The sequence below is a fragment of the Bacillus cereus group sp. BfR-BA-01383 genome (assembly GCF_022663495.1).
In the GTDB taxonomy this organism is placed as follows: domain Bacteria; phylum Bacillota; class Bacilli; order Bacillales; family Bacillaceae_G; genus Bacillus_A; species Bacillus_A cereus_AU.
Genome location: NZ_JAKUFP010000014.1, coordinates 16,180 through 38,292, shown reverse-complemented (window position 1 = coordinate 38,292; position 22,113 = coordinate 16,180). Strand labels below are relative to the sequence as shown.

Genomic DNA, 22,113 nt, shown 5'->3' with positions numbered 1-22,113 from the left:
ACTTAATTCGACATGGAGACGTAAATTCCTTTTATAATAGAAAAAAAGCTTGGCAAGTGCCAAGCTTTCTCCTTATAATTCTTTACCTTCTACTGGCAGTACATTTTTCACTGCTGCAATCACTTTCTCATCTTCTGTATCAGATAAGAAGATTGATATAGCACCTTTATCGTCACTCGTACGAATTAAACGTCCAATTCCTTGACGAAGACGTAAAATCATATATGGTACATCTACATCCCAGAATGGATCGTTTACGTGCTTGCGCTTCGCTTCAAACACAGGATCGTTTGGAGGGAATGGTAGTGACCAAATAATAACATGTGATAATGATGAACCAGGAATATCTAAACCTTCCCATAAATGAACGGCACAAAGTACAGTCTCTTCTTCATTTTGGAAGCGAGAAACGAGCTGACTAATTTCTTGATCCCCTTCATATAGGAACGGAACTGACATTTGCTCTTTACTTACATATTCTTTGAACGCTGCAAGCTCTTGCGTTGTACGGAATAATACAAGTGTACGTCCATTTGTTTTCTGTATATTTTCAAGTGTATATTGGCACTTTCTTTCCCATTCATTTTCTTTCGTATGCGATAGTAAGTTTACTGCCATTTGCTCTTCATAATCAAATGGTGAGGCAACTGAGAATGATAAATAATCTTTTACCCCTAAACTATTTGCTGTAAATGCGAATGAATCGTTATTAGATAATGTTGCAGAAGAGAAAATATAAGGGATTTTCTTCGAGAATACTTTCTCTTGTAACACTTCTTCAACTGCACGCGGCATAATCACTAATGTGAAGGCACCATCACCTTCTTCACCCCATGTAATTACATTTTTCTCATGCATGAAAAGACGAAGTGAATGTTCTAACACATCTAAATGCTCATCAACGATATTTAAATCATATGTGTTTACCGTATGCATTTCACTTTCAAACACTAATGCATCACCGACTTCACCAATTTTCGCATAAAGTCGCTTCGCTTCAGCTGTTACCTTTTCTGTCACAGTAATTTTCAAACGATCAGAACCAGCAATTTCCTTTTTGTTCTCTTGTAATACATCAAAGAATCGCTCTGTTTGCCAAATTGTTTCTTCTACTAAATGTGCAAACTCTTCACGAATATCATTTTGCAACAATCTCGTTAAAAGTTGCTCCATCATCGTTTGCTTTAAACGGTACGTTAAAGCTTTTTGAGCTGCATACTCTACAAGGTGACCTTCATCGAATACAACACAGCTACTTTCAGGTAATAACGGGATTTGCCCTTCACGCTTACGAGCATCATACGTCCAAATATGATCCATATAGAAATCTTGAGAACAAATGATTAAATCTGCCGCTTTACGATAATGTTCACGTGAAAGAGTTTGACCACAACGATGACGAGAATCACATGTGAAGCAATCTTGGAAGTAATCCCAGTTTACTTTTGACCATTCCTCATCATTTAAAAGTGGAAATTCTTTTCTATCACCATAGTGAGTAAAGTTTTGCATCGTACCATGATCAAATACAAACTGTGGTAATTCATAATATACATCTTCAATTACTTCTGGAGCTCGTCCACTCATAACGTCTTCAAGTTTACGTAAACATAAATAATTATCCATCGATTTCGCAAGTCTTACATCAACAGATAGTCCTAATGCTTCAGATAATTTAGCAATATCCCCTTCTTCTTTTACAAGCTGCTCAATTAACGTTTCATCTGCACAAGCGATAATAGCAGGCTTCCCTGTATAACGCGCATAACAAATTGCATATAAAAGATATACAATTGTTTTCCCTGTTCCTACACCTGCTTCTGCGAACATAACTTTCTTCTCTTGAAAAGCACGCTCTAATTGAAACGCCATAAAAATTTGTTCATCACGCTCTTCAAAGCCTTTTTCCGGAAGGATGTCGTAAAACACATCTCCAATCCACTCATTCAACTTATCATAAAAATTATCTTGTTTCCCTACTTCAAATGGTAATCTCTTCTCAGTAAACATCCTTAGCCTCCAACCAAAAAGTTTTTCTATAAAAAGACACAGTAACTGCTACTCATATGTATGCAGTTACTTTCCCCTGTTGCAATACATAGAAATACACGAAAAAAAATTTCCCTTTCGAAAAAGGAAAATTTTTTTCTATATTAATGACTTTAAATACCGTTTATCAATCGCTATTTCATGTGAAAGAGCTGATAAATATTCTTCTTGTGCTTTTTGTATTTCATCTACAATTGCACCTTGACTATCCACTTCTTTTCCGATCTCATCATACGTACGGTGAATAGCTTTTTGAATCATTGATAATTGAAAACTATCCATATCAGTTCCTCCTTTACGCATTACATAATAGCCAGTATATGCGTGCTGGAGGAGTTTTATACTATGAGTTACGCGGTGGACGTTTTCCGAAGTATTGGTAGTAGTCTGTACGGATAAAACCGTTAAACAACTTACGTTTTTTCGACGCATCTTTTCCGTAACACTTCTCAAATGCTTCATAACTTGTTAATAAATACATTGACCACGTGTCTAATGGGCGGAATACCTCTCCCATTTCTTTATATAATTTTTCAACAAGTGCTCTTTCACTTAAACGTTCTCCGTATGGAGGATTCGTTACAACATAGCCATAATCCTCTTTTGTTGTGAAATCTTTTACTTGCATTTGTTTAAATGATATAAGATCCCCTAATCCAACCTCTTCTGCATTATCTTGAGCGACTCTTATCATACGATGATCGATATCTGATCCAATGATTTGCAGTGGTTGATTATAGTTTGCCATATCTTCAACTTCTTGGCGAGCCTCACGCCAATTTTGTTTACCAACCCAGTCCCATTCATCCGACGCAAAGCCTCGATTAAATCCTGGTGCAATATTTTGTCCAATTAATGCCGCTTCAATTGGAATTGTTCCAGATCCGCAGAAAGGATCAACGAACGGACGATCAGGCTTCCAGTTTGTTAACTTAATTAAAGACGCAGCTAATGTTTCTTTTAAAGGCGCTTCACCTTGTTCAAGACGGTATCCACGTTTATGAAGACCTACACCACTCGCATCAATTGTTAACGTTGCAATATCCTTGAGCATTGCAATTTCAATACGGAATAACGGACCATCTTCTTCAAACCAAGTTGTACGTCTATAAGTTGTTTTTAATTTCTCAACAACGGCCTTTTTAACAATACGTTGGCAATCTGAAACACTAAATAATGTTGATTTCAAAGATTTTCCGATAACAGGGAATTCTCCATTCTCCGGAATATAGTCTCCCCAATTTAACGCTTTCGTTTTTTCAAATAACTCATCAAATGTCGTTGCTTTAAATTCGCCGACTTTAATTTTCACACGGTCCGCAGTACGTAACCATAAATTCGTACGGCAAATTGCTTTTTCATCCGCTTCAAACGTTACCTTTCCGTTTTCCACTTCACATTCATAACCAAGATCGCGAACTTCTCGGGCAACTAACGCTTCAATACCCATTGCCGCTGTTGCAATTAAAGTAACTTTTCCCATTTGCATTCACCTCTTATGTATAATCAAACAATAATTAATAACATGTTGTCCTATTAATTATTACATATTACGAAAAATTTTCTCATTTACCATTTTAACTCACAATTTATAACTTCATACAAATAAAAAGCCCTCCTCTAACAAAGGAGAGCTGAGTTATTTCATAGTTGGTTCATAACGTTCTGTAAGCCATGTTCTGTTCCTTTGTACTGCAAACGGCCCACGCCTCGTACTCCGGTGGTAATCATCTATCTACAGGTTACAAAAACCTGTCCTTTTCCATCGTTCATTTCCTTGAAAAAGATTCCCCTACCATTATTTGGGTTTCTCGCTCGTGGGGTTTACCTCGTTCCACTCCTATCATTTCTTCAAGGACTTCGTCACTGTGGCACTTTAAAGGTAGTCAAACCATATCCGAAAGGACTTAGGTTTTTTCCCTGCCGTTAAACCAGCCTTACAGCCAGAATACCCTAGCTTATGACTTGGCTAGGCACGAACACTACAGCCATCTCAGGCCGTGCGAGCATGGACTTTCCTCTACAACGTTGGCGTTGCAGCGATTACCCAAACGTTATGACAAATATTAGTATAGTGGAAACAAAAAGATTTTGCAATGTTTTTTTCTATGTAAAATCCTTTAACCTTTTTACCACCTTTAATTACTCGTATAACTTACTTCCAAATACAGCTTTTTCTAAATTAGATAGACGTTTTAAAATATCCGTATTTGTATTGTTATATACAGGTTGTGCAACTGGTGTTTGTACCGGTTGTTGCGGAACTTGTGTTGCCGCTACTTTCTGTTCTTCTAATTCACGTTTCAAACGAGCATTTTGTTGCTTTAATTGATCAAATTCCTTATGAAAGGCTTCATAATCTTTAATAATCATATCAAGAAACTTATCTACTTCTTCTTGTTGATAACCTCTCATACCTGTTTTAAATTCTTTTTCTAAAATATCTTTCGCTGTTAATTTAATTTTATCCGAAATCATTTTCTTCACCTCAAATTTTTGCCAAAGCTTTCATTAACTAAATTTTTTCAGAAACAATGCCTTTTGTCAATCAAATATACAAGCACTATATGACATATTACAGATTTCGTGATACCGAAAATCCCATATTGGACTTTAGTCCGCCTTTAGCGGTGGGAGTGTCAATCTGCATTATTCCACTGTTCCTCTTCCATTATATCTTGTAAATCAGAAAAAAGAATGAAATAACTGTGATAATTTTCTATTTCTCCTTTTTTCTTAGCTACTTCTACAATATATTTAGGGCTCCCAAGCTTTTCTTCATCATATACAGCTAAAAGTGCATCGCTTTTTTCAATAAAAAATTGATTCTTTAATTTAAATTGCTCTGGGCTTTCGTACTTTCGTTTCGTGATACTATCAACATGATCTGCTTGCGAGAGAATAAATTCGTAATATTCACGACTATCTTCTTTCCAATTTTCTTCTTGTTCTAAAAATGGAGTAAATACCGCTAATTTTAAATCTGGATATTCTTCTTGAATTTCAAAAACAACTTCAGCAGCCCATAGTTCGACTCCTAACTGGCCGCTTATAATCACCCACTCCAAACCATCTTCTACAAAAGCAGTTAATTTACGACGCAGCGCCTTTTTTATACATTCTACTCCTGGATGATCATTTTTAAATATCCCAAGTTCAAATGGCTTATATCCTGTTACAGCAACAACTTTCATATCCACACCTCAATTACAAAAAAAGAACTAGCATTTCGCTAGTTCTAACATATCATTTACTTTTTAAACATTCCACCAACGTTTGGTCCTACATTAGGTCCGAATGGTGACACGTTCGGTCCTGGTCCAAATGGTGACACGTTCGGCCCTGGTCCAAATGGTGATACATTTGGTCCTGGTCCAAATGGAGATATTTGATGACCATGATGTCCATGGTGACCATGACCACATGGTCCACACCCACCACCAAATCCACCAACAGATCCACCAACAGATCCTGGATCACCAGGGTCTACAACATTTACGTTCGAGTTTGTTTGTGGGAAGAAGTTTTGGTTTTTAATTTGTTGATGGTGTACATGTGTTGTATGCGTTGGGAAAATGTGTGGTACCACCGTTGTTGAAAAAGAGTGTGTTACACACTGTTTCGTCGGATGAATGACAGGAGCAGTTGTACAAATAGGTCCTACAGGCTTATGCCCTCCAAAACAAGGATGACAATGATGCATAGTTTTTTCTCTCCTCTCTCATTAAAAAAATCTGATTACACTGTTACAATATGAGAAAAGAGGTGAAGCCGCTTGTTATATACACCCATTTATTTCATGGAAATTTGTCTAGAACTATGCTTCATTCATAATATGCATAATGGACAACAATCCATCATCATTTACCAAAAAAACCCCCAACTTGCTTAACGATTCCTGTCACTTGATTCATCGCATTCATCATTTGTCCAGCTGTATTCATCATTTTATTCACATCATAGTTTCCATCTGATGTTTTAAATTGGGAAACAAAGCTAGAGAACTGACTTGGTTGCTGTTGTTGCTTTTGTTTGCTCTGCGTCGGATACGGTTGTTTTGGTGGATAAAACATCGCTTGTTGATTCCCATAGGGAGATGGTGGCGGCATATAATATTGTGAGTTCATATAAGGTTCCTGCTGTTGATTCATATAAGGTTGCTGCTGTTGTGATTGGTTCATGTAGGGTTGTTGTTGCTGTTGATTCATAAATGACACTTCAAATGGCTGGTAATAATTTTGATTTCCATAATGAGGCTCGAAAGGATACATATTATACCGTAAATATGTATCCGTATTATATTGGTACATATTTTGCTGTGCATATGGATTACCTTGCTGATATACGTTAGATTCTTGAAACATGCATTCTCTCCTCCTTCACATAAGTTTCTACATATATAATATGTACCTGTAAAATAATATGTGTGACGGAGTATCTGTCTATTTTTGTCGGAAGTTTAAATTTTTAAAAAATTAAGAAAGAAAACCCTTCCATGCTATGATAATTAAGAAGAAGATTCTCATTGGGGAGGAATCAACATGGTATTAGGGGATTTAAAACAAACATTTTCTCAAAAGAAGGGGTATTCCACAGAGAATGTAAATGAATTGTTAGACTTTGCGAGACATTGTTATCTCGAAGGGAAAATATGTATATCAGATTACCGAACATTAATTAAAGAATTAGAAATAAACGGTGCAACAAAACCTACAACAATGACAGAAGCTTAAAGTGAAACTTTAAGCAGTGGTGGGGTTTTGTTCATCCCACTACTTATTAGCCTTTACTGATCGGGCTTTTACTGGTAGTTCGACCTCCACCTTACTTCTTTGTTTCAGCAAAGTTTTGAGGTGGGGGTTTTACTGTCCGCAAATAGCGGAATAAAAAACAAGAGAGTTTCCCCTCTTGTTACTTACATTGCTCAACTATATTTTGCAAAGTATACGAAATGGCTTGATGTGTTTCAAAGAATCGCTTACCTTTACCTTTATTTACAAAACATTGCAACACATTTGTTTGTAAATTATCGTACACTTGATCAATTTGCTGTACATGTATATACTTCGGTTTTTCTTCCTTAATCCATCTATAAGCTAATTCTTTCCACACATTTAATTCCTCATCTACCATGTTTACAAATGGCTTCATATCCTTATAAAAATCGTATTCGATCATTTCTCTTTTTTTCACATTCGCTTCATTATTATACTGCATGAGTTTTTCAGAAGACTGTATTAACGCTTCATACCTCATTTCATTCCCACCTTACTTATGCACTCACTACGACGTTTTGAAACGTTTTAACCCAATTCCCTTTTTCTTCGTGATGCACTAATTTATTTTCCATATGCTCAATATGCATTTCTGTTATTTCTATCTTATTGCATATTTTTTCACCCTTGTCCTTCAATGCATGATTCATTCTAATCCCTATATTCATTTCCAGCAAATCGAGAGAACTTAACATTTGATCCATTTTTTTCATTACATCTTCCTTCTGAACCATCGCCATATACAAAACGCCTCCTTCTTTGCTTTTCCTTTGTCATGTAATTTCGCCGAACGATTTATCACTCCTGCTCACATGACAAAACTAGTTGTTATTCGTCAAAGAAATCATTTTGTATGTCATTTATGAGAATGGTAACAATACAAAAAGGAGGTGTATTACGATGGCAAAAAATAAAAATGAAAAAAAGAAAAAACAAAACAAACAACAAAACAAAACTGAGACTGGTAATCCAAAGCTTGATGGTCCAAACTTTCCTGCTACATAAAGTGAAACTTTAATCAATGGGGGGGTTCTTCATCCCCACTAATTATTAGCCTTCACCAATCGAACTTTTACGGGCAGCCCGCAAATAGCGGGATAAAGTGATCCTTTAATGAATAGGGACAGCTAATTTCCAATCTATCTTTAATCTCTTACTTTCTTTAAGTTTTGAGATTAAATCCTTAGCACATACACGGTAGGATTACTTCACATTAAGAAGTCCCGTCTTCAAAACTGAAGACGGGACTTCTTTTTTATTATATCATGAACTCATCTATCCTTTTAACAAAACGATTTACGATAGAAACAGCATGAATATTCTCTCTCTTTCTTCTATACCATTCTGTTATATGAACTTCACTCTTTGGTTCTTCAAATAGAAACAGCACATTCATTTCCATGTCTTCGTAAAACCAATCCTTCATACTTATTTCCTCATGCGCAACAACAGAACAAACATCTCTAAGTACCGGTGTATAAGACTTTCTAGTTTCCCTTAAGTAATATTCATAATCCTCCCTTGAACCTGTATGTGTTGTTTCCAATGCAAACGTATAAAATAAATTTTTATATTTCGCATGAAACAATAGCCACGCTAATTTTTTCCCAAGTTCTATACGCTTTTGTAACGTTTCAAATTGATAAACCGAAAACCCATACAGCCTTCCTTCAATTGTTGGGAAAATAACTGCACTAATATGAAACATCTCTTGCACTTTAAAAAGTGCAGTATGAAATACATGCTTTTTAAAATATGTATTCTCAATGACTGGTTTTTGAATTTTATTTTGCTCATTTATAATAAGCGCTGTCATAAGCCTATTGATATCTCTTCTCTCCCAGAAAAATGTCCATTCTTTTTCCATAAAAATTGATACATTGAAAAATTGTAACAAATGAAAGAGAGGTATACGTCTCCTCTTACTCTCTTCATATAGCAATAGCTGCGGAAATGCATCTAAGAAAATAATCCAATTAGCCTGTTCATACATAAGAAAAAAATGTTTTTTCACTGATTGAGGTAAAACAGTAGCATAGTATCTTCCTTCTAAATCGGTCATATTCCAGCCGGCATTTCTCGAGACCATACTCGCTAAAAAAGACCACCGAATTTCACTATTTCTTATGTAAAATTCTTGATACGATTGTGTCCGAGAAATGTTGTCAACATTAGTGATTTCTGTATTCTTTTTAATATTGCAAACTATAGCTTTTTCTTCTTCTGTACAAACAATATTTTTACGATATTGTTTAATTTTCATATAATCATTCGGTGTAAACATGAATAAGTCCTCATACCTTTCTTGAAAAAACTCACATCTTCTTTCATTTTTTGATATAATCACCTTTGTAAGTAATTCTTAGCAAGTTGGGAGTGGACACACTATGACCATTCGTTACCCAAATGGAAAACGGTACAACCAAGCTTCACAACCTCATAAAACACCTATTAAAAAACATACTTATAGTAATAGAGGTATGTCCCTTGAAGAGGAATTGAATGAAACAAATGAATATTACTTAACCCATAATATTGCATGTGTACATAAAAAACCTACACCTCTTCAAATTGTAAAAGTAGATTACCCCGCTCGAAGTGCTGCAGTGGTAAAAGAAGCGTATTTTAAACAACCTTCTACAACAGATTACAACGGTGTATACAAAGGAAAATACATCGATTTTGAAGCAAAAGAAACAAAAAATAAAACTAGTTTCCCACTTCAAAACTTCCACCTTCATCAAATTGAACATATGAAGCAAGTAATTGCTCATAATGGAATTGCATTTGTTATTATTAGATTTACACTTTTTGATGAACTTTATTTACTCGATGCGAAACATATTATTGCATTTTGGAATCGTCAAAATACTGGTGGACGTAAATCAATTACTAAAGAAGAAATAGAAGAGCATGGATCTTTATTGTCATGCGGTTACCACCCTCGGATTGACTATATCCGTGTACTAGACACGGTTTATTTTTCGTGATAGAGTCATCACTAAGGCTCTTTTTTCGACTTTTGGGGGAGAGAATGAAAGGTAGGAGAAAGTATAATGTCAGATAATTATCGTTCTCGTACAGAACGAAATCATGTGAAAAATCAAAAGAAAGAAACAAATAAAGAAGAAAAACCAAAGAAAAAAGGCTCCTTTTTTAAGAAATTCCTTATAGGTTGCCTACTTCTTGGTATCGTCGGTCTCGTAGCTGGCGTTTCCGCTTTCTTTGTTATGATAAAGGACGCTCCAAAATTAGACAAATCAAAACTTGTCAATCCTTTATCAACAAAGTTCCTTGATAAGGACGGAAATTTCTTCTATGAATACGGTGCTGAAAAACGAACCCATGTTACTTACGATCAAATTCCAAAAGTAGTTGAAAATGCATTCCTAGCAACTGAGGATTCACGCTTCTATGATCATAATGGAATTGATTTTAAACGAACTACTAAAGCGGTTATGGAAAACATCACTGGTGGTTTCGGTTCACAAGGTGGTAGTACGATTACACAACAAGTAGTTAAAAACTATTTTCTAACGATGGACAAAACCGCAAAACGAAAAGTGCAGGAATGGTACTTATCTTACAAATTAGAGCAACAATACTCTAAACACGAGATTTTAGAAATGTACTTAAACAAGATTAACTTAGGTAACCGTTCGTACGGTATTGCAACAGCAGCTAAAAAATATTATGACAAAGATTTAAAGGATTTACAATTACATGAAGCTGCAATGCTTGCTGGTTTACCCCAAGGTCCTAACATATATGATCCAACAAAACCAGAAAATGTTGAACGAGCAACAGATCGTCGTAATATCGTATTATCATTAATGAATCGACATGGTTATATAACAAAAGAAGAAATGAATAACGCAATGAAAATCCCTGTAACTGAGGGTCTTCTTCCATCTTCAGAAGTAACTGAAATGAAGTATCAAGCATTTTTAGATGCTGCTGTAAAAGAAATTGAAAAAGAATACCCTGATGTAAATATCGGTTCAGATGGTTTAACAATCCATACAACACTTGATCAAAATGCTCAAGATTACGCCGACAAAATTATGGATGGCAATATCATTAAGTATCCAAACGATCAATTCCAAGGGTCATTCGTATTTATGGATACACAATCTGGAGAAGTTCGAGCAATTGGCGCTGGACGTAAAGAAAGTAAGTCTACTTTTAAAGGTCATAATATGGCCATTGATTTAAAACGCCAAGTTGGTTCAACAATGAAACCAATTTTCGACTACGGTCCTGCGATTGAGAATTTACAATGGTCTACATACCATCAGTTAAACGACTCAGAATATACGTATTCTAATGGTAAAAAGATACGAAATGCAACAAACAGCTACAAAGGTGACGTTTCACTACGTGAAGCTTTGAAAAAATCATTAAATATCCCGGCTTTAAAGACAGCACAAGCAGTTGGTCTTAATAAGTCAAAAGAATTTGCTGAAGGTTTAGGTATGACGTTTAATAAGGGAGAAGTATTTGAATCTACTGCAATTGGTAGTAACGATAGTTCTCCATTAGAATTAGCAGGTGCCTATGCAGCATTTGGTAATGACGGTGTTTATAATAAACCTCACTTCGTAAAAGAAGTTATCTTCCCAGATGGGAAAAAGAAAAGCTTTAAACCGAAAGAACAACGTGCAATGCACGACTATACAGCTTACATGATTACTGACGTTCTTCGTGACGTAGTAAAGCCTGGTTCTGGCGGTACAGGTCCAACAGCATATGTTTCAGGTATTGACGTAGCAGGTAAAACAGGAACACAGAACTTTGATGAGTCAGTTATTAAAAAATATGGCATCCCAGCTGATGCAAACAGAGATAGCTGGTTCGCTGGCTATTCACCTCAATATACAATGGCTGTGTGGACTGGTTACGAAAAGGACGGCCCAGAAAATTACATTGGCGATCGTTCTACTAGAATTGCACAACAAATGTTCCAAGTTATGATGAGCAAATTCGCTACAGATACATCTCGTTTCGAACGTCCTTCTTCTGTACAAGAACTAAACGGTGAGTTATACGTAAAAGGTGCGAAAAAAGATGCAATTAAACAAATTAAAGTAGATCCACCTAGTGGCCTGAATGTCAATTTCGATGGCGCTAGCACAGTGACACTAAACTGGTCTGGGCCAGCAGAAGTTGATGCATATGCGGCTAGTTATAAAGCCTCTGACGGTTCAAGTGGTAGCTTATCAATAAGCGGCACGACAGCTACTCTTGGTGGCATTAAACCAGGTGTTACTTACAGCTTCTCTGTAGTAGCGAAAAAAGGTACAGGAACAAGTCCTGCAATTGGTGCATCCTTCACTGCTCCTGGCGGAACTCCGGATGCAAAGCAAGCTGAGGACGCGGCTAAGCAGAAAGCTGAAGAAGAAGCTAAGAAAAAAGCTGAAGAAGATCAGAAAAAGGCTAATGAAGATAAATTAAAACAAGAAGAAGCTAAGAAAAAAGCTGAGGAAGATCAGCGTAAACAACAAGAACAGCTACAGCAGCAACAACAAGAGCAAGAACGTAAACAGCAAGAAGAAGCTCAAAAGAAAGCTGCTGAAGAAGAGGCTAAGAAAAAAGCTGAAGAAGAAGCTAAGAAAAAGGCTGAAGAAGAAGCTAAGAAAAAAGCTGAAGAAGAACAACAACAGAATACCGGAGAAGATACACCTCACGCAGACGGAAATGTTGTTACAACAGCGTCTTAATAAACAAAAAGAAGTCCTTTCTCTTAACGAGAAACGGACTTCTTTTTTGTTATCATTTTCTTTACATATAGCTTTTCTATTTCGATATACAACTGTGCTAATTGAATATAAGAATGATAATTACTCGGTTTCTTTATAATAAATGAATATCGCTCCATAAAATTAACAGGTTGTACTTCCAATTTATTCGTATTTACTTGTATTTCATTCAAACTATGAACAGGCTGGCCATTTAACCAATATACAATCGATAGCAAGTGCGCTGCAAAAAGAATCATTGGATCTTCAGCTTCTTGTTTTTTTCTGTTTCGAAATAGTATAGCAATTTCTTCATGCTTGCTTTTCCATACATGCAACATCGCAGGAACACTTTTTTCAATTTCATTCCATGGCTCATATTGTCTTTCTATATCAAATATAAAGTACGTATTTTGTATTATTTCTGTAAAAGATTTGTCCGTGTGATACGTAATCGAATTTGCACTCTCTTTAAAAAATGGTACGCACCGAAACTCTTTCGGTATTTCTATAACTCGCTCCATCCTTTATTTCCCCTTCATTCGTTTCTTTCCTTCTCGGCATATTTCTAGTAATCGGCACTCTTCACATTGTGGTCGCTGTGCTTTACAATAATAACGTCCGAAGAAAATCATACGGTGATGCGTAACTCCCCACTCATCCATCGGAACTTTCTTCATTAACGTTTTTTCCACTTCTAATACAGAGTCTTTCCATCTACAAATCGCTAATCGTTTACTCACGCGTTCCACATGCGTATCAACAGCAATTGCTGGAATTCCAAATGCTACTGATACTACAACATTTGCTGTTTTCCTTCCGACACCTGGTAGTTTTGTAAGCTCATCTCGATCTCTTGGCACTTCCCCATTATAATCATCTAATAACATTCGGCATAACTTTTGAATATTTTTTGCTTTATTTCTATACAATCCAATAGAGCGTATATCTTGTTGTAATTCTTCTAGAGAAACACTTAAATAATCTTCTGGTGTTTTATATTTTTGAAATAAATTTTTCGTCACCTTATTTACCAATACATCTGTACATTGTGCAGATAATGCCACGGCAATTACAAGTTCAAATGGATTATCATGAATTAATTCACAATGCGCTTCCGGATACATATCCGCCATTGTATCTAAACAATAACGAATTTGCGTTTTATTTAACATATACTTCCTCCTACATTACTGCTCCAACCAATTATAAAAAGGCACTTTACCAGTAAATTTCGTCTCTTGTTGTGTCGTTTGTTGCGTTCGTTGCTGATTCGCTCTAAATTTCCGTCCTTGATTTTGAGCTTGATCTACTGTTTTAATGCCATTCTTTTTCCACTCAAATAAAATACGATCAATATATCGGAAATTCAACTTACCACTCATCACAGCTTCCCTGAGAGCAGCTTGAATTAAATTCGGATGATGTTGATCTTGGTCCTCCCACATTCCTAACGTTTCACATTCAAATGGTGAAAGTGGTCTTCCGAATTCTTTTTCAAATACTGTATATAAATTTATTTGTAGCTGTTTTGTTTCTTTTTGTTCTTCCTCTATTGATTCATCCATTAAGAAATGCAATACTTTTTCCCATAACGGTTGTAGAGAATAACTTTCGCACATCATCGCCTCTGATCTTTGTCCACCTTCTAGTGATAAAAAACCTTTTTGAATCAATGCCTGAATTACTTCCATACATTTCATTTCCGTTATTGTCATCCGTTCTGAAATCTCTGAAGGAGTCGGAAACGAATTACCTGACTCTAAAAATGTGTGCACATGAAGCACAACCATAAATTCCATTTCATTTAATCCTAATTTTTTATAGTGCATCATAAGCAATTTTGGAATTGCAATGCTTCCCTGCTCAAACCACTGTAACATCATTTTCTTTTTCATCACCAAACACCTCGCTCTCTAGTATAACACACCTTTCGCTATTTCAATTTGCTACAATTCGTCAAAAAAACCTCCCTATTATGTAGGGAGGTTTTTTGTATTACATGAATGAAATATTCAATTAAGCTTGCACTTTACTTTTCATGAACGTATGAATGCGTTCTAATGCTTTCTCTACTTGTTCAAGAGATGTCGCATATGATAAGCGAACGTTATTTGGTGCACCAAATCCAGTACCTGGAACAAGAGCCACCTTTTCCTCTTCTAATAATGCTTTTGCCCACTCATCAACTGTTTCATACCCAGCTAGTGCTACAGCTTCTTTTACATTTGGGAATAAGTAAAAAGCACCTTGTGGCTTGATACAAGTGAAACCAGGAATTTGGATTAACTTATCATAAATAATATTCAATCTTTCTTCAAACGCTTGACGCATCGTTTCTACAGGTTGTTGCGAGCCTGCATACGCAGCAATTGCACCGTATTGAGCAATGGAAGTTGGGTTTGACGTACTATGACTTGCTAAGTTCGTCATCGCTTTAATAAGCTGTTTATTTCCTGCTGCATATCCAATGCGCCACCCTGTCATAGAATGAGACTTAGATACACCATTAATAATAAGTGTTTGTTCTTTTAATGCATTAGAAAGCTGGGCAATTGAAGTATATTCTGCGTCACCATAAATTAACTTTTCATAAATTTCATCTGAAACGATTAAGATATCATGTTCTAAACATACTTCTCCAAGCTGTTGTAATTCTTCTTTGCTGTAAATCATTCCTGTTGGATTGCTCGGTGAATTAATAATAACTGCTTTCGTTTTCTCTGTAATTGCCTCACGCAGCTGCTTTGCTGTAATTTTGTACTCATTGTCTTCTAAACCTTCTACATAAACTGGGTTACCACCAGCAAGTTTTACTTGTTCAGGATAACTTACCCAATAAGGAGTTGGGATGATAACTTCATCTCCTTCATCAAGTAACACTTGGAATAATGTATATAATGCATGCTTTGCACCGTTACATACAATAATTTCAGACGGATCATACGCAATGCCTTGATCACGAGTAAATTTCTTCACAATTTCTTGTTTTAACGCTTGTAATCCACCCGTTGGTGTATACTTCGTATGTCCTTCTAACATCGCTTTATGCGCAGCATCCATAATATGCTCTGGTGTATTAAAATCAGGTTCTCCTGCTCCTAATCCAATTACATCATGACCTTCCGCTTTTAATGCTTGAGCCTTTGCTGTAATTTCTAAAGTTGCAGATGGTGTTAAAGCAGCTACTCGCTTTGCTAATTTCATTTGTAGTTCCCCCTACATCTATTTTTCAATGCTGTAGTGTCCAGCATATACCCCATTTTGAAATTCTAGATAATAATACGTATAACGATCTTCCTGATCAATATATGTAATTTCCCACAACGGAATATCGTTTTCAGCACCTAATTTTACTTTTACAATTTGCTTTGGCTTCGGTTTCGGCTCATCGCCTTTTCCTGTTGCTTGTTCCGCCAACCTTTGTAAAGCTTCTTTCTCAGAAATACCCTCACTCTTTTTCTTCACGAGGACATTTCCTTTTTTATCAGGTACCCAAACAATAATTTGTTCTCCTTTTTCATCTACACCTTGCACGACTGTATATGCAGATCTTCCGTTATAATAATCAACAGATTTTACTTTTGTAAGCTTTGCTTTTTCTTTAGCAATTTCTACAGATTTTGATTCTTTTGGAATTTTCTTGTCCATTGCTTTATTATAAACATACGCCCCATATATTCCGCTAGCAACGATAACAATAATGATTGCAAAGATCCACTTTTTCATTGTATCACTACGTTCTGTAAATGGTAAATACAGCTGTTTCTTTGTCTTTTTCGTCTAATGCTAATCCGAACATGAGGTCCTGCTCTTTTAACGTACGATTCAAACTATCAACAATTTTATACAAATCAGACGAATATTTAATACGTGTCGTTGATAGTACTTCGATTTTCTTCTCCATGAAAAAACTCCTCCGTTACACAAAAATTTCTAATTATAGAAGAACGCAATACGGTTACAATAAGAGTACATTCTTTACAACCCCTGCTTCATCACCCATCTATTATAGCAGGACATGTACAGCAAAAAAAGGTTTCAAGTCGAAAACCAATACATTTTGTATACAAGAAGTAAGAAAAATAAAATTCCTCCTACCCACATTTTTTACGCCTGAAGTTTATAAATACTTCAGGCGTATTTTTCTTCCAAATTTTATTAACTTGACGGTTCTTCTAATTGTACTAGTAATTCTTCTAACGGTCCCTCATAAAGAGGCACGCTAGGAATTGATTGTAAAAATCGTTTTCCATAAGAAGAACTCGTCAAACGACGATCTAATACTACTACAGTCCCCGTATCTGTATTTGTTCGAATTAAACGACCAAACCCTTGTTTAAAACGTAATATTGCTTGTGGGAGCGCTAATTTAGCAAAAACGTCCTCACCTTGATTTCTTAGCCATTCACCTTTCGCTTCCATCATTGGCTGATGAGGAGGTGTAAACGGAAGACGGACAATGACAAGACAACTTAAGGCATCTCCTGGAATATCGATCCCTTCCCAAAAACTACTCGTGCCTAACAAAATCGATTTGTCAAACTCTTGAAACTTTCGAATTAAGCGGCTTCGACTTCTATTATTCACACTTTGTGTTAATAATAAATAGCCTTCTAGTGCATCATTATTTTTCAAATTCGCATACGCTTCTTTCAACATTTCATACGAAGTGAATAAAACGAGCATTCTACCTTTTGTAGCTTTCGCTATTTTTGCAATATGTTCCGAGACAGACTCAATATATTCTTCATTACTCGCTTGCTTAATAAAAGGCACATCCGTTGAAACCATTAATTTCACTTGTTTATCATAGCGAAATGGTGATGAAACCTTTAAAGTATCTGGAGCGAAATCATGTAATCCGAGCTCCTCTTTTATATAATCAAACGTATCGTTAACTGTTAATGTTGCAGATGTAAAAATAACACTCTTTTTCTGCGTTAAAAATTCATCAGCAAATCTCTCACCAATATGAACAGGCTGCGCATATAAAACTGTTGAATGAATCGTTCCCTTCGTTTCAGTCTCCATCCATGTCACATATGAATTTTTTTCTAAAATGAGTAATTGTAAAGATTGTGCCATCTTTCTCAGCAACTCAATTAAATGCATAAATTCACCTGTAACAACATGCATCTCCCATTCTATCTTGCTTTGTAATATATCCACTTGTTTCTCCAGATTAGTCACTAATCTTCTTAATTCATATACAAAACGATTTGTTAATTCAACAATACTATCCCACAACTTACCCTTCTCTACTTCCGTGTTATATCGATAAATGAGCGGCATATTGTTCGTTCCTTGTTCTTGTTTTGTTTGCTTAAATATAAAAGTGCGTAACATTTGGAATAGTTCATCCGCATCAAATTTTAGTTCCTTCAAGCTATGGCTGATCATACGGAAAGTCGAACGAGATGCTTGCTCTGATTTTTTCATCATTTTATATACTTTGGACAGCACATCATCTGTTTCTAGTGTACCAAGGCGAGATAAAATCAATTGAAAATACATACAGGAGAACTGTTCGCCCAATGTTCTACTCGCAGCTTCTTCAATATGATGAGCTTCATCAAAAATAATATGTTCGCATGAAGCAAACAGTGGTTCTTCACTTGAAAAATCTTGAAATAATAACGCATGATTTGTAATAACGATATCTGCAAATAAAGCTTTATTCTTTGCTCGCTGGTAAAAACAACGACTAAACCAATTACTTTGCATACCGCCTGGACTATACGCATCACTACATATGCGATTCCAAAGTAACTTTCCCCCCTCAGGAATATTTAATTCGTCACGATCACCCGTTTCAGTTTGCAATAGCCAAACTAAAATCTTTGCCTTCGTAAGTGCCATATCATAATTTTTCTCTTCCTCTTGCATAGCATACTCAAATTTATGTAAACAAAGATAATGCTTTCTTCCTTTTAGAAGAGCTATCTCAAATGAAAATGGCATTATTTTCTGTAATAACGGAATTTCTTTTTCCAATATTTGTTGTTGTAGTTGTACCGTTTGTGTACTTATAATGACAGGTTCTTCTTTTTTCTTTGCAAAATAAAGACTAGGAAGTAAGTAAGCAAGAGTCTTTCCCGTCCCTGTACCCGCTTCAATAAGAGAAAAACGAGAATCTCTTAACGCCGTATATATCTCTTTCATCATCATTTGTTGACTTTCTCTTCTTTCAAACTTTGGCATATGTAATTCAAGTTTATCCATCGTTTTATTCAAGAAAGCATCGAACTTTGATGAACATGTTTCTCCTATGCTTAAAGAATAGTTCCGCTTTCGCAGCGCAATATTTCGATGTACTTCATACTCTGCTGTCGCTTCTTTTCCATGCATTACTTTCTTTAAAATATTTTCAGAAAGTACATCAGCTATATCACTTTGAAAAACATCGCTTAATTCATATAGCGATTGCAATGTGACAAGTGGTAACTTTTCAATTTCATTTAAAAATTGTAAAAACAATTCCGCTGTTGCAAGAGCATCACTATCTGCACGATGCGGTTGATCGTGCTCTAGTTCATGTTTCTTAGCTAAATCACGTAATTTATAACTATCAGCTGTCGGCAAAAGAATTTGCGCCAACTCAACTGTATCAACTTTTGGACAATGTACTTCTGTATATCCAGCCCGCCTTAATTCTTCCGTTAAAAAATTCCAATCAAAGTGAACATTATGTGCAACGAAAACCGCACCTTGTAATAGCTCAACAATCATCGGGGCTACATCTTGAAATAACGGGGCTTGTTTTACGAGATTTTCATCAATCCCTGTTAATTCGGTAATAAATAAGGGAATCTCTCTCCTCGGGTTAACAAAAGATGAAAAAATCTCCAATATCTCTCCATCTTCTACTACAACAGCTGCAATTTGGGTGATTTTATCTTTCCCATCTTTCCAGGAGTTCCCGGTCGTCTCTAAATCAACAACGACATAACGCTTACTCATATATGTAACACCTCAATTTCTTACCTTTCAAACAACAATAATTCATATATTGTTACTATACCACGTTTTATCTGATCTTAATGAAAAGATGCACAAAAAAGCTATCTCCTGAAATAGAGATAGCTTCCCATTTTATAAAATTGTACCGGCCTTTTCAGCGCCTAACATTTCAAGAATTTGATTATGATCGTCTAACACCGCAATTTTTGGTTCTTGCTTATGAACCTCTTCTTCCGTAACTAGACCGTAACAAATAATAATCACTTTATCTCCCGGTTGTACAAGCCTTGCAGCAGCACCGTTTAAACAAACAACACCGCTACCACGTTCTCCTTTAATAACGTATGTCTCTAAGCGAGCACCATTATTGTTATTTACAATTTGAACCTTTTCGTTTTCTACAATATTTACTGCATCCATTAAATCTTCATCAATTGTAATACTACCTACATAATTTAAATTTGCTTCTGTTACAGTTGCACGATGTAACTTCGCTCTCATCATTGTGCGAAACATAGATGCTCCCCCTTATTTAACCGTTAATGTTATATTGTCAATTAATCGTACATTTTCAAACTTAACAGCAATTGCTAAAATGATTCGTCCTTCAATTTTATCTATTGTAGTCAATGAAGGATATGCATATAAATCCGCATAATCTACAGTGCCTTTCGTATACGTCTCAATATGCTCTTTCACAAGATTCATAATGATTTCTGGATTGTGTTCGCCTGCCTCAATTCGTTCCTTCGCTATACATAGACTGCTGTATAAATGAGGAGCCTCTTCACGTTCTTCTTGTGATAAATACACGTTACGAGAACTTTTCGCTAATCCATCCTCTTCCCTTACAATATCAACTGGTACAATTGTAACGGGAATATTAAAGTCTGTTACGAACCCTTCAATTACAGCGACTTGCTGTGCATCTTTCATACCGAAATAAGCACGAGTTGGTAATGTAATGTTAAATAGTTTCATTAGCACAGTCGCAACTCCAGAAAAATGACCAGGTCTTTGTTTGCCACATAATACGTCGGTACGCTTCACAACTTCTACTGTTGTCGTTTGTTCTGCCGGATACATTTCTTCTACACTCGGATAAAATAAATAATCCACACCGTTTTCTTTTGCTACATTTTCATCTCTATCAATATCACGTGGGTATCGATCTAAATCTTCATTTGGTCCAAATTGTAGTGGGTTTACAAATACACTTAAAACTACAATTTCATTTTCTTCTCTTGCCTTACGCAGTAATGTAGCATGCCCTTCATGTAAATAACCCATCGTTGGAACAAAACCGATACTTTTTCCACTTGTACGAAGTTCGTTTGTAATTTGCTGCATCTCTTGCACTGTAGTTATGATTTTCATTATTGTTTTCCTCCGTATAACGCTAAGCATTCTTCCTCTTTCATTGTGAACGAATGTTTTTCTTCAGGAAATTGCCCTGTCTTTACTTCAGTAACGTATTGTGAAATCCCTCGCACAATCTCTTCTTGAACAGACGTATATTGCTTCACAAATTTCGGAACACGATTTACGCCGTACGAGATAAGATCATGGTATACAAGAACTTGCCCATCTACTTTTTGTCCCGCTCCAATTCCAATTGTAGGAATTGTCAATTGCTCTGAAATAAGTTCTGCTAATTGCATTGGCACACACTCTAACACAAGTGCTATCGCACCAGCTTCCTCACATTTCTTTGCATCTTCTATTAATTTTTTTGCGCTTTCAGCATCTTTCCCTTGTACTTTATACCCACCTAGCACTCCTACAGATTGAGGAGTTAAACCTAAATGCGCCACAACAGGAATTCCCGCATTCGTTAAGTAGTAAATCGTTGATATAACTTCTCCAGCACCTTCTACCTTTAATGCATGTGCCCCACTCTCTTGAACAATACGACGTGCATTAACCATCGTATCTTGCAATGAGACGTGATAAGACATAAATGGCATATCAGTTACAATAAACGTCTCTTTCGCTCCGCGGCGTACAGCTTTCGTATGATGAATCATATCCTCTACTGTTACTGGAACTGTTGAATCATATCCAAGTACAACCATTCCTAGAGAATCACCAACTAAAATCATATCGACCTTAGCTTCTTCTGCTAATTTAGCAGATGGATAATCATACGCCGTTAGCATTGTAATCGGCTCACCTTGCTCTTTCATCTTCAAAAAGTCTGTTTTTGTTTTCAAAAACTACTCCTCCTTTATACAGGAGAGAGGAGATGGCCGAAATCATATAAAAACCCCTCTGGCCACAAAAGGGCAGAAGGGTTGTGTGTTAGTCGGCATTATTCATCCCTCTGTCCCAGTCCGTTATTGGATCAAGGCAGAATCCAAATTATTATTTTTTCATACTGCATAAAATAATGGTGCAGTTCGCTTTGATACTGCCCATATTCGAACTAATTATAGCAAATTGCAAAAAGAAATTACTACATTTTTTTGAAAAAATAATTTTTCACTTCTATTACGGTATGTGAAATTTAAATTAAGAGTATATATGCTATAAAGTTTTTATAGATAATTCAATCATGGAAAAATAAGTGGTTTGGTTTTCAATGCACG

The 22,113-nt window shown here is 35.9% G+C and carries 24 protein-coding genes and 1 other RNA gene; 4 read left to right on the top strand and 21 right to left on the bottom strand.

The window, feature by feature from the left end:
- Nucleotides 1-72: 72 nt before the first annotated feature.
- The 8 genes from MR065_RS14940 to MR065_RS14905 form a co-directional block, all read right to left on the bottom strand.
- Entirely contained in the window at nucleotides 73-2,010 is a 1,938-nt protein-coding gene (locus tag MR065_RS14940; RefSeq protein WP_097902272.1) for an ATP-dependent DNA helicase, read from the bottom strand.
- A gap of 138 nt (nucleotides 2,011-2,148) precedes the next feature.
- Nucleotides 2,149-2,331 carry a DUF3921 family protein gene (locus tag MR065_RS14935; protein ID WP_098267254.1) on the bottom strand — a complete coding sequence of 61 codons (183 nt, stop codon included), beginning with the start codon at nucleotides 2,329-2,331 and terminating at the stop codon, nucleotides 2,149-2,151.
- A 61-nt stretch (nucleotides 2,332-2,392) separates the two neighbouring features.
- Complete coding sequence (locus MR065_RS14930) at nucleotides 2,393-3,532, bottom strand: THUMP domain-containing class I SAM-dependent RNA methyltransferase (RefSeq protein WP_097831696.1); 1,140 nt, start codon at nucleotides 3,530-3,532, stop codon at nucleotides 2,393-2,395.
- Between the two features lie 180 nt (nucleotides 3,533-3,712).
- An RNA gene (gene rnpB / locus MR065_RS14925) (RNase P RNA component class B) lies at nucleotides 3,713-4,104 on the bottom strand.
- An 87-nt stretch (nucleotides 4,105-4,191) separates the two neighbouring features.
- Nucleotides 4,192-4,527: a cell division regulator GpsB gene (gpsB, locus tag MR065_RS14920; RefSeq protein WP_000622426.1), complete on the bottom strand. Its 336-nt coding sequence runs from the start codon at nucleotides 4,525-4,527 to the stop codon at nucleotides 4,192-4,194.
- A 161-nt stretch (nucleotides 4,528-4,688) separates the two neighbouring features.
- A complete protein-coding gene (locus tag MR065_RS14915) occupies nucleotides 4,689-5,243 on the bottom strand; it encodes an SLOG family protein (protein ID WP_097902274.1) in 555 nt (184 codons plus the stop codon).
- A gap of 56 nt (nucleotides 5,244-5,299) precedes the next feature.
- On the bottom strand, nucleotides 5,300-5,752 hold the full coding sequence (locus tag MR065_RS14910) for a CotD family spore coat protein (RefSeq protein WP_242214192.1): 453 nt from the start codon (nucleotides 5,750-5,752) through the stop codon (nucleotides 5,300-5,302).
- A gap of 157 nt (nucleotides 5,753-5,909) precedes the next feature.
- Nucleotides 5,910-6,413 carry a YppG family protein gene (locus tag MR065_RS14905; RefSeq protein ID WP_242214191.1) on the bottom strand — a complete coding sequence of 168 codons (504 nt, stop codon included), beginning with the start codon at nucleotides 6,411-6,413 and terminating at the stop codon, nucleotides 5,910-5,912.
- Nucleotides 6,414-6,590: 177 nt separating this feature from the next.
- On the opposite strand from MR065_RS14905, the gene MR065_RS14900 reads away from it, so the two are divergent.
- Nucleotides 6,591-6,782, top strand: coding sequence for a YppF family protein (locus MR065_RS14900; protein ID WP_097902277.1), 192 nt, complete (start codon nucleotides 6,591-6,593; stop codon nucleotides 6,780-6,782).
- Between the two features lie 178 nt (nucleotides 6,783-6,960).
- On the opposite strand, the gene MR065_RS14895 is transcribed toward MR065_RS14900, so the two are convergent.
- Both MR065_RS14895 and MR065_RS14890 read right to left on the bottom strand, forming a co-directional pair.
- The gene (locus MR065_RS14895; protein ID WP_097902278.1) at nucleotides 6,961-7,305 is read right to left on the bottom strand and encodes a YppE family protein; all 345 of its coding nucleotides are present in this window, start codon (nucleotides 7,303-7,305) and stop codon (nucleotides 6,961-6,963) included.
- Nucleotides 7,306-7,321: 16 nt separating this feature from the next.
- Nucleotides 7,322-7,564 (bottom strand): hypothetical protein, encoded by a 243-nt coding sequence (locus tag MR065_RS14890; RefSeq protein ID WP_141436212.1) that lies wholly within the window; start codon nucleotides 7,562-7,564, stop codon nucleotides 7,322-7,324.
- 85 nt (nucleotides 7,565-7,649) lie between these two features.
- On the opposite strand from MR065_RS14890, the gene MR065_RS27605 reads away from it, so the two are divergent.
- Nucleotides 7,650-7,829 carry a phage portal protein gene (locus MR065_RS27605; protein ID WP_313895163.1) on the top strand — a complete coding sequence of 60 codons (180 nt, stop codon included), beginning with the start codon at nucleotides 7,650-7,652 and terminating at the stop codon, nucleotides 7,827-7,829.
- 253 nt (nucleotides 7,830-8,082) lie between these two features.
- Here the strand turns inward: MR065_RS27605 and MR065_RS14885 are convergent, their stop codons facing one another.
- Nucleotides 8,083-9,108 (bottom strand): DUF2515 domain-containing protein, encoded by a 1,026-nt coding sequence (locus MR065_RS14885; protein ID WP_242214190.1) that lies wholly within the window; start codon nucleotides 9,106-9,108, stop codon nucleotides 8,083-8,085.
- A 103-nt stretch (nucleotides 9,109-9,211) separates the two neighbouring features.
- On the opposite strand from MR065_RS14885, the gene recU reads away from it, so the two are divergent.
- Complete coding sequence (gene recU / locus MR065_RS14880) at nucleotides 9,212-9,814, top strand: Holliday junction resolvase RecU (RefSeq protein WP_097902282.1); 603 nt, start codon at nucleotides 9,212-9,214, stop codon at nucleotides 9,812-9,814.
- 66 nt (nucleotides 9,815-9,880) lie between these two features.
- The gene (locus MR065_RS14875; RefSeq protein ID WP_242214189.1) at nucleotides 9,881-12,544 is read left to right on the top strand and encodes a penicillin-binding protein 1A; all 2,664 of its coding nucleotides are present in this window, start codon (nucleotides 9,881-9,883) and stop codon (nucleotides 12,542-12,544) included.
- Between the two features lie 23 nt (nucleotides 12,545-12,567).
- Here MR065_RS14875 and MR065_RS14870 read toward each other — a convergent pair whose 3' ends face one another.
- The 10 genes from MR065_RS14870 to panB all read right to left on the bottom strand — a co-directional run bounded on the left by MR065_RS14870 (nucleotide 12,568) and on the right by panB (nucleotide 21,738).
- Nucleotides 12,568-13,086 (bottom strand): YpoC family protein, encoded by a 519-nt coding sequence (locus tag MR065_RS14870; RefSeq protein WP_242214188.1) that lies wholly within the window; start codon nucleotides 13,084-13,086, stop codon nucleotides 12,568-12,570.
- Nucleotides 13,087-13,089: 3 nt separating this feature from the next.
- Nucleotides 13,090-13,737: an endonuclease III gene (nth, locus tag MR065_RS14865; RefSeq protein ID WP_242214187.1), complete on the bottom strand. Its 648-nt coding sequence runs from the start codon at nucleotides 13,735-13,737 to the stop codon at nucleotides 13,090-13,092.
- Nucleotides 13,738-13,752: 15 nt separating this feature from the next.
- A complete protein-coding gene (dnaD, locus tag MR065_RS14860) occupies nucleotides 13,753-14,460 on the bottom strand; it encodes a DNA replication protein DnaD (RefSeq protein WP_242214186.1) in 708 nt (235 codons plus the stop codon).
- Between the two features lie 121 nt (nucleotides 14,461-14,581).
- On the bottom strand, nucleotides 14,582-15,769 hold the full coding sequence (gene aspB / locus MR065_RS14855; RefSeq protein WP_097902287.1) for an aspartate transaminase AspB: 1,188 nt from the start codon (nucleotides 15,767-15,769) through the stop codon (nucleotides 14,582-14,584).
- A gap of 18 nt (nucleotides 15,770-15,787) precedes the next feature.
- Nucleotides 15,788-16,291, bottom strand: coding sequence for a cell wall elongation regulator TseB-like domain-containing protein (locus MR065_RS14850; RefSeq protein ID WP_097902288.1), 504 nt, complete (start codon nucleotides 16,289-16,291; stop codon nucleotides 15,788-15,790).
- A gap of 7 nt (nucleotides 16,292-16,298) precedes the next feature.
- Nucleotides 16,299-16,469 carry a YpmA family protein gene (locus MR065_RS14845; RefSeq protein WP_000412179.1) on the bottom strand — a complete coding sequence of 57 codons (171 nt, stop codon included), beginning with the start codon at nucleotides 16,467-16,469 and terminating at the stop codon, nucleotides 16,299-16,301.
- Between the two features lie 254 nt (nucleotides 16,470-16,723).
- Complete coding sequence (gene dinG / locus MR065_RS14840) at nucleotides 16,724-19,525, bottom strand: ATP-dependent DNA helicase DinG (protein WP_242214185.1); 2,802 nt, start codon at nucleotides 19,523-19,525, stop codon at nucleotides 16,724-16,726.
- Between the two features lie 132 nt (nucleotides 19,526-19,657).
- Entirely contained in the window at nucleotides 19,658-20,041 is a 384-nt protein-coding gene (gene panD, locus MR065_RS14835) for an aspartate 1-decarboxylase (RefSeq protein WP_097902290.1), read from the bottom strand.
- A gap of 12 nt (nucleotides 20,042-20,053) precedes the next feature.
- Nucleotides 20,054-20,902 carry a pantoate--beta-alanine ligase gene (gene panC / locus MR065_RS14830; RefSeq protein WP_097902291.1) on the bottom strand — a complete coding sequence of 283 codons (849 nt, stop codon included), beginning with the start codon at nucleotides 20,900-20,902 and terminating at the stop codon, nucleotides 20,054-20,056.
- Nucleotides 20,902-21,738, bottom strand: a complete 837-nt coding sequence (gene panB / locus MR065_RS14825; RefSeq protein WP_098989168.1) for a 3-methyl-2-oxobutanoate hydroxymethyltransferase — start codon at nucleotides 21,736-21,738, stop codon at nucleotides 20,902-20,904. The genes panC and panB overlap by 1 nt, the downstream gene beginning before the upstream one ends.
- Nucleotides 21,739-22,113: the final 375 nt, after the last annotated feature.

What these genes read in the sequence shown, in the direction of transcription:
- dnaD (WP_242214186.1), bottom strand. Translation starts at nt 14,460, where the DNA reads ATGAAAAAGAAAATGATGTTACAGTGGTTTGAGCAGGGAAGCATTGCA.
- MR065_RS14910 (WP_242214192.1), bottom strand. Translation starts at nt 5,752, where the DNA reads ATGCATCATTGTCATCCTTGTTTTGGAGGGCATAAGCCTGTAGGACCT.
- MR065_RS14890 (WP_141436212.1), bottom strand. Translation starts at nt 7,564, where the DNA reads ATGGCGATGGTTCAGAAGGAAGATGTAATGAAAAAAATGGATCAAATG.
- MR065_RS14940 (WP_097902272.1), bottom strand. Translation starts at nt 2,010, where the DNA reads ATGTTTACTGAGAAGAGATTACCATTTGAAGTAGGGAAACAAGATAAT.
- MR065_RS14915 (WP_097902274.1), bottom strand. Translation starts at nt 5,243, where the DNA reads ATGAAAGTTGTTGCTGTAACAGGATATAAGCCATTTGAACTTGGGATA.
- dinG (WP_242214185.1), bottom strand. Translation starts at nt 19,525, where the DNA reads ATGAGTAAGCGTTATGTCGTTGTTGATTTAGAGACGACCGGGAACTCC.
- nth (WP_242214187.1), bottom strand. Translation starts at nt 13,737, where the DNA reads ATGTTAAATAAAACGCAAATTCGTTATTGTTTAGATACAATGGCGGAT.
- MR065_RS14895 (WP_097902278.1), bottom strand. Translation starts at nt 7,305, where the DNA reads ATGAGGTATGAAGCGTTAATACAGTCTTCTGAAAAACTCATGCAGTAT.
- MR065_RS14885 (WP_242214190.1), bottom strand. Translation starts at nt 9,108, where the DNA reads ATGTTTACACCGAATGATTATATGAAAATTAAACAATATCGTAAAAAT.
- aspB (WP_097902287.1), bottom strand. Translation starts at nt 15,769, where the DNA reads ATGAAATTAGCAAAGCGAGTAGCTGCTTTAACACCATCTGCAACTTTA.
- MR065_RS14845 (WP_000412179.1), bottom strand. Translation starts at nt 16,469, where the DNA reads ATGGAGAAGAAAATCGAAGTACTATCAACGACACGTATTAAATATTCG.
- recU (WP_097902282.1), top strand. Translation starts at nt 9,212, where the DNA reads ATGACCATTCGTTACCCAAATGGAAAACGGTACAACCAAGCTTCACAA.
- MR065_RS14930 (WP_097831696.1), bottom strand. Translation starts at nt 3,532, where the DNA reads ATGGGAAAAGTTACTTTAATTGCAACAGCGGCAATGGGTATTGAAGCG.
- MR065_RS14905 (WP_242214191.1), bottom strand. Translation starts at nt 6,413, where the DNA reads ATGTTTCAAGAATCTAACGTATATCAGCAAGGTAATCCATATGCACAG.
- MR065_RS14870 (WP_242214188.1), bottom strand. Translation starts at nt 13,086, where the DNA reads ATGGAGCGAGTTATAGAAATACCGAAAGAGTTTCGGTGCGTACCATTT.
- MR065_RS14900 (WP_097902277.1), top strand. Translation starts at nt 6,591, where the DNA reads ATGGTATTAGGGGATTTAAAACAAACATTTTCTCAAAAGAAGGGGTAT.
- MR065_RS14935 (WP_098267254.1), bottom strand. Translation starts at nt 2,331, where the DNA reads ATGGATAGTTTTCAATTATCAATGATTCAAAAAGCTATTCACCGTACG.
- MR065_RS14875 (WP_242214189.1), top strand. Translation starts at nt 9,881, where the DNA reads ATGTCAGATAATTATCGTTCTCGTACAGAACGAAATCATGTGAAAAAT.
- panC (WP_097902291.1), bottom strand. Translation starts at nt 20,902, where the DNA reads ATGAAAATCATAACTACAGTGCAAGAGATGCAGCAAATTACAAACGAA.
- MR065_RS14850 (WP_097902288.1), bottom strand. Translation starts at nt 16,291, where the DNA reads ATGAAAAAGTGGATCTTTGCAATCATTATTGTTATCGTTGCTAGCGGA.
- gpsB (WP_000622426.1), bottom strand. Translation starts at nt 4,527, where the DNA reads ATGATTTCGGATAAAATTAAATTAACAGCGAAAGATATTTTAGAAAAA.
- panD (WP_097902290.1), bottom strand. Translation starts at nt 20,041, where the DNA reads ATGTTTCGCACAATGATGAGAGCGAAGTTACATCGTGCAACTGTAACA.